Consider the following 3,946-nt stretch of genomic DNA (forward strand, 5'->3'; position numbering starts at 1 on the left):
GCGGAGAATACCCGACTCATCCCGGAGATCGCGGAGAATACCCGTCCCATTCCGGAGATCGCAGAGAAGCAAGATGTGATCATCGACGAGATCAGGGGCTTGCACCGGGAGATGACCTTCGATGCCGGCTGGAGGGCGAGGATAGAGAGCGATATCCAGGCGATAAAAGCCAAGATCGGCATCAGATAGACCCTAAGACCAATTCAGGCAAAGATCCTCAAGAAGGGAAATTCATAACGTTCTCTGGGCCTGGCAACTGTGATAGATCTTTGACAATCGATAGCCCCTCGCTTTTGAGAAACGTATTTTTCCGTAACCTGGCCTGACGGCTGCGCAGGTGCATCCGAGGGGCAGGGAATCAGCCGGAATTACTCCCAGTTCTGCATTAAGGACGATTCGGTATTGAGGAGCCAGCAAGAAGGCCATTGCGCACTTATGATCTGAAACCATTTGGGCGATAGGCACCTAAAATCCTCTAAAGGCAAGCTTTAAGCTTCAACTGTCCTGTGCGAGAATTATACCAGAGATAAGTCTTAAGACAAGAAAGACCATCGTAGTATTTAAATCCAATAGGGATACAAGAAGCTATGAGGGGAAGGCAATGAGGGAGAGTCGAGTGCATCCAGCTATGCTGGCAGTCGCTATCATCCTTTTGGCATCAATAGCCGGTGGGACAACTCATATCGTCCGCCAGGGAGAGAGCCTCCAGGGGGCCATAAACCGGGCGGATTCCGGAGACACTATAATCGTCCGGGAAGGGGTCTATCGAGAGAGCCTGAATATAACTCGGCCGATTGTCCTGGAGGGCAGGGGACGGCCTCTGCTGGACGGAAGCGCCATTGGCAACGCATTAACCATCAATGCGGATGGGGCAAAGGTATCCGGCTTTGAGATCAGAACTACTCGACGAACTGGGGTCCATGTCCTCTCTGGAGGGAATATCATAGAGAACAACAGCATCTCCGGTTGTCTGGACGGCATTCGCCTGGAAGGGGCCCATTCCAACATCATTGCCAATAACAGCATAAACAACAACACCAACGGCATAACCCTCTACAGCTCAAAAGAAAATCGGATACAAAATTGCGATATCCGGGACAACTACATAAATGAGGAGAGCGACTGCGGCATATTTCTCATCTACTCCTCAGGTAATGTCATCCAGGATAATCAGCTGAGAAATAATGGCGACACCTCCATCTCGCTTCGCTCTGCCAGCAACAATTCGATCATAAACAATACCGTCATCGAGAATGATTGGTATGGCATTTCTCTGTCTGAATCCAGCAACGGAAACCGGATTGCATACAACAATGCCAGCAACAATATCGATGCCGGCATATACCTGGACTGCTCCCGGAACAACCACCTCCTGGGAAACCGGGCCGTGGACAACAGCAAGGGAATTTATCTCTCTTATGACAGCAATGACAACATCCTTGAGGAGAATTATCTCTCCCAGAATGGGAAAGGGCTCTATCTGGCAAATCATGCCAGCAATAACACCATTTTGGGCAACACCGCCCAGGATAATGGGTATGGCATTTACCTGACCTTCTCCTCCCGCTGGGATCTGGTATATGCCAATCATCTCATCAATAACGGCTGCAATGCCTATGACCGGGGGGAGAACAATCGCTGGGACAATGGAAGCCAGGGGAACTATTACAGCGATCTGGGAGGGAAGTTCTACATCCCCGGGGGACCGGGGATTGACAATCACCCCCAGGCGGAGCCCACCGGCTGAAGATCAATTTCCCTGCTAAAAATCCTCTTCCCCACGCTTCTCTTCAACCTCTTTCTGACTTCTCGCCGAGGAGCGAAGCGATATGAAGTTATATTTGCAAAAGAGGGATGGACCATACTCTTCTGATCCATCCTGCCCTTTTACCTGGAGGGCTGTGCTCTTTGCTCTCGCTCTTGAATCCTTCAGATGAACCTGGGCCTCTCCGAGAGCCTCATGGCCATAGGCAGTCTGCGCCAGGGCTTTCCTTTTGTCTCTCCAGTGAGCCTCTCTTTGAGCTCATCCACAGTCATGCTCTTCTTTGCCGGCGACTTGGGGGTGGATTCGCTGCGAATGGTGACGGCCAGCCGACCGGACTGGAGCTCCTCGTCCCCGATCACTGCCACATATGGCACCCATTCCCTTCCAGCATCGCGGATCTTCTTGCCCACGGTCTCGTCCCTGTCGTCAATATCTGTGCGGAAGCCGAGAATCCCGGCCAGGGCAAGAGCCCTCTCCTGGTGGCGCTCAGCCACCGGTATGATTCTCACCTGGGTTGGAGACAGCCAGGTCTCGAGCATGGGCAGCTTGCCCTGAAGAGATAGTCGGGCCGCCTTCTCCAGTATGGCGTACATCACCCTCTCTATCGCTCCGGAGGGAGAGCAATGCAAGAGTATGGGCCGCCTTCTCGCACCAGACTCATCGATATAGTTGATATCGTAGCGCTCGGCATTCTCCACATCGATCTGGACGGTGGAGAGGGCGCTGGCCTTGTCCATGGTATCCACGAAGTTGAACTCGAACTTGAGGACGAAATAGAAGAACCTCTCATCCCACATCTCGATTAAGACCGGCTTTTTGATGATATCCACCAATCCAGCAATGAACTCCTGATTCTCCTTATAAAAGTCCCGAGTGAACCTGATGGCCACCTCATAGTCTTCAACCTCCAGGCCCACCTCCTTCAGGACGCTGATGCTGGCGAGATACTGCTTCCTGAACTCCTCGATGGCGGAATGCATATCCCGGCTCATGGTGTGCATATCGGGCATGGTGAAAGCCCGCAGGCGGCGGATGCCCACCAGCTCCCCCCGCTGCTCGCGCCGGAAGCTGTATCTGGTCATCTCTATCATCTTCAGGGGCAGGGACTTGTAGGATATGGACATGTCATGGCCCATCAAGAACTGGCCGAAACAGGCGGCGAAACGGAGGAAAAGCTTTCTCTTGTCCGAGTCGATCTGATACTGCCGGGCGGGAAAGCGGTCCAGATACTTTTTCAGAGTGGGATGCTCCATATCGTACATGATGGGGGTCTCCACCTCCATGGCGCCCATGTCCGCCGCCTTCTCCAGTACCAGGGTCTCCAGGAGGGACTTGACCAGCCTGCCTTTGGGGTAGTAGCGCATGTTGCCCGAGTCGGAGCCCGGCTCGTAGTCCACCAGCTCCAGCCGTCTCATCAGCTCCACATGGGGCGGGACCTTGTCCACTGCTCTCGCTTTGGAGATCTCGTAGTTGGCGAACTTCTGCAGGTTAGTGTGCCCCTCGAAATTGAACTTGTCTGCGTCCACCAGCTTTCCATCCAGATCTAAGACCCTCCAGTAGGATACCGCTTTGGCCTCAGACTTAAGGGCCTCGGATACCACCTCACCCTCGCCCAGCCTTATGGATCGGGAGAGCTCGGAGAGCGGATGGCCCTTGCAGCTGATGGTGAAGGCTTTGTACCAGCCGAAGGGGGCACGCATGACCTCATAGTTCTGGGAGAGGACATCTGCCATTCCCTTGAGTATCTTGACTGCCGTGGCCGGGGTGGAGAGGCTGGAGCTCAAGTGGGCATAGGGATAGATCATAATGCGGTGGGCCTTGACCTGGCCGGCCACATCTGCTACCTGCTTTGCGCCCTCGGCGATCACAGCATCGGTATCGTCCTCGTCGAACTTCTCCACGGCGATGAAAGCGCATAGCGCCTCATCGAGGCGGCCTTTCTTGGCCGAATCTTCGACCTCTTCTGCCAGCTTCGTGGGCCTCTTGGCCTCGAACTCAATGAAATCCGAGTGAATTAGGAGCAATTGCAATATCGGTCACCTGAACTCTTGAAGGATGAGTGTGGGTGTAATTCAATGTTTCTATCTAGCTCCAGGTGCTCCAGAGGAGAAAGCCTCCTGCTGCCAAGGATCGGGCGTCTGAAGCGGTCCTCTCTCACCCTGCCAAACGCCAGGCTTCCGA

The 3,946-nt window shown here is 53.8% G+C and carries 3 protein-coding genes; 2 read left to right on the forward strand and 1 reads right to left on the reverse strand.

All coding sequences use genetic code 11. The features are described from left to right. Together BP727_RS12025 and BP727_RS12030 are read left to right on the forward strand one after the other, a co-directional pair. Window positions 1-189: hypothetical protein (locus BP727_RS12025; protein ID WP_286859004.1), on the forward strand; the 189-nt coding region annotated here is incomplete at its 5' end. A 412-nt stretch (window positions 190-601) separates the two neighbouring features. Continuing rightward, a complete protein-coding gene (locus tag BP727_RS12030) occupies window positions 602-1,747 on the forward strand; it encodes a right-handed parallel beta-helix repeat-containing protein (protein ID WP_013719115.1) in 1,146 nt (381 codons plus the stop codon). A gap of 182 nt (window positions 1,748-1,929) precedes the next feature. Here BP727_RS12030 and BP727_RS12035 read toward each other — a convergent pair whose 3' ends face one another. Further along, the gene (locus tag BP727_RS12035; RefSeq protein WP_013719114.1) at window positions 1,930-3,795 is read right to left on the reverse strand and encodes a threonine--tRNA ligase; all 1,866 of its coding nucleotides are present in this window, start codon (window positions 3,793-3,795) and stop codon (window positions 1,930-1,932) included. Window positions 3,796-3,946: the final 151 nt, after the last annotated feature.

The organism is Methanosaeta sp. UBA356 (assembly GCF_002496465.1).
GTDB lineage: Archaea > Halobacteriota > Methanosarcinia > Methanotrichales > Methanotrichaceae > Methanothrix > Methanothrix soehngenii.

Coding starts and splice junctions, on each gene's coding strand:
- BP727_RS12030 (WP_013719115.1), top strand. CDS start 602: ATGAGGGAGAGTCGAGTGCATCCAGCTATGCTGGCAGTCGCTATCATC.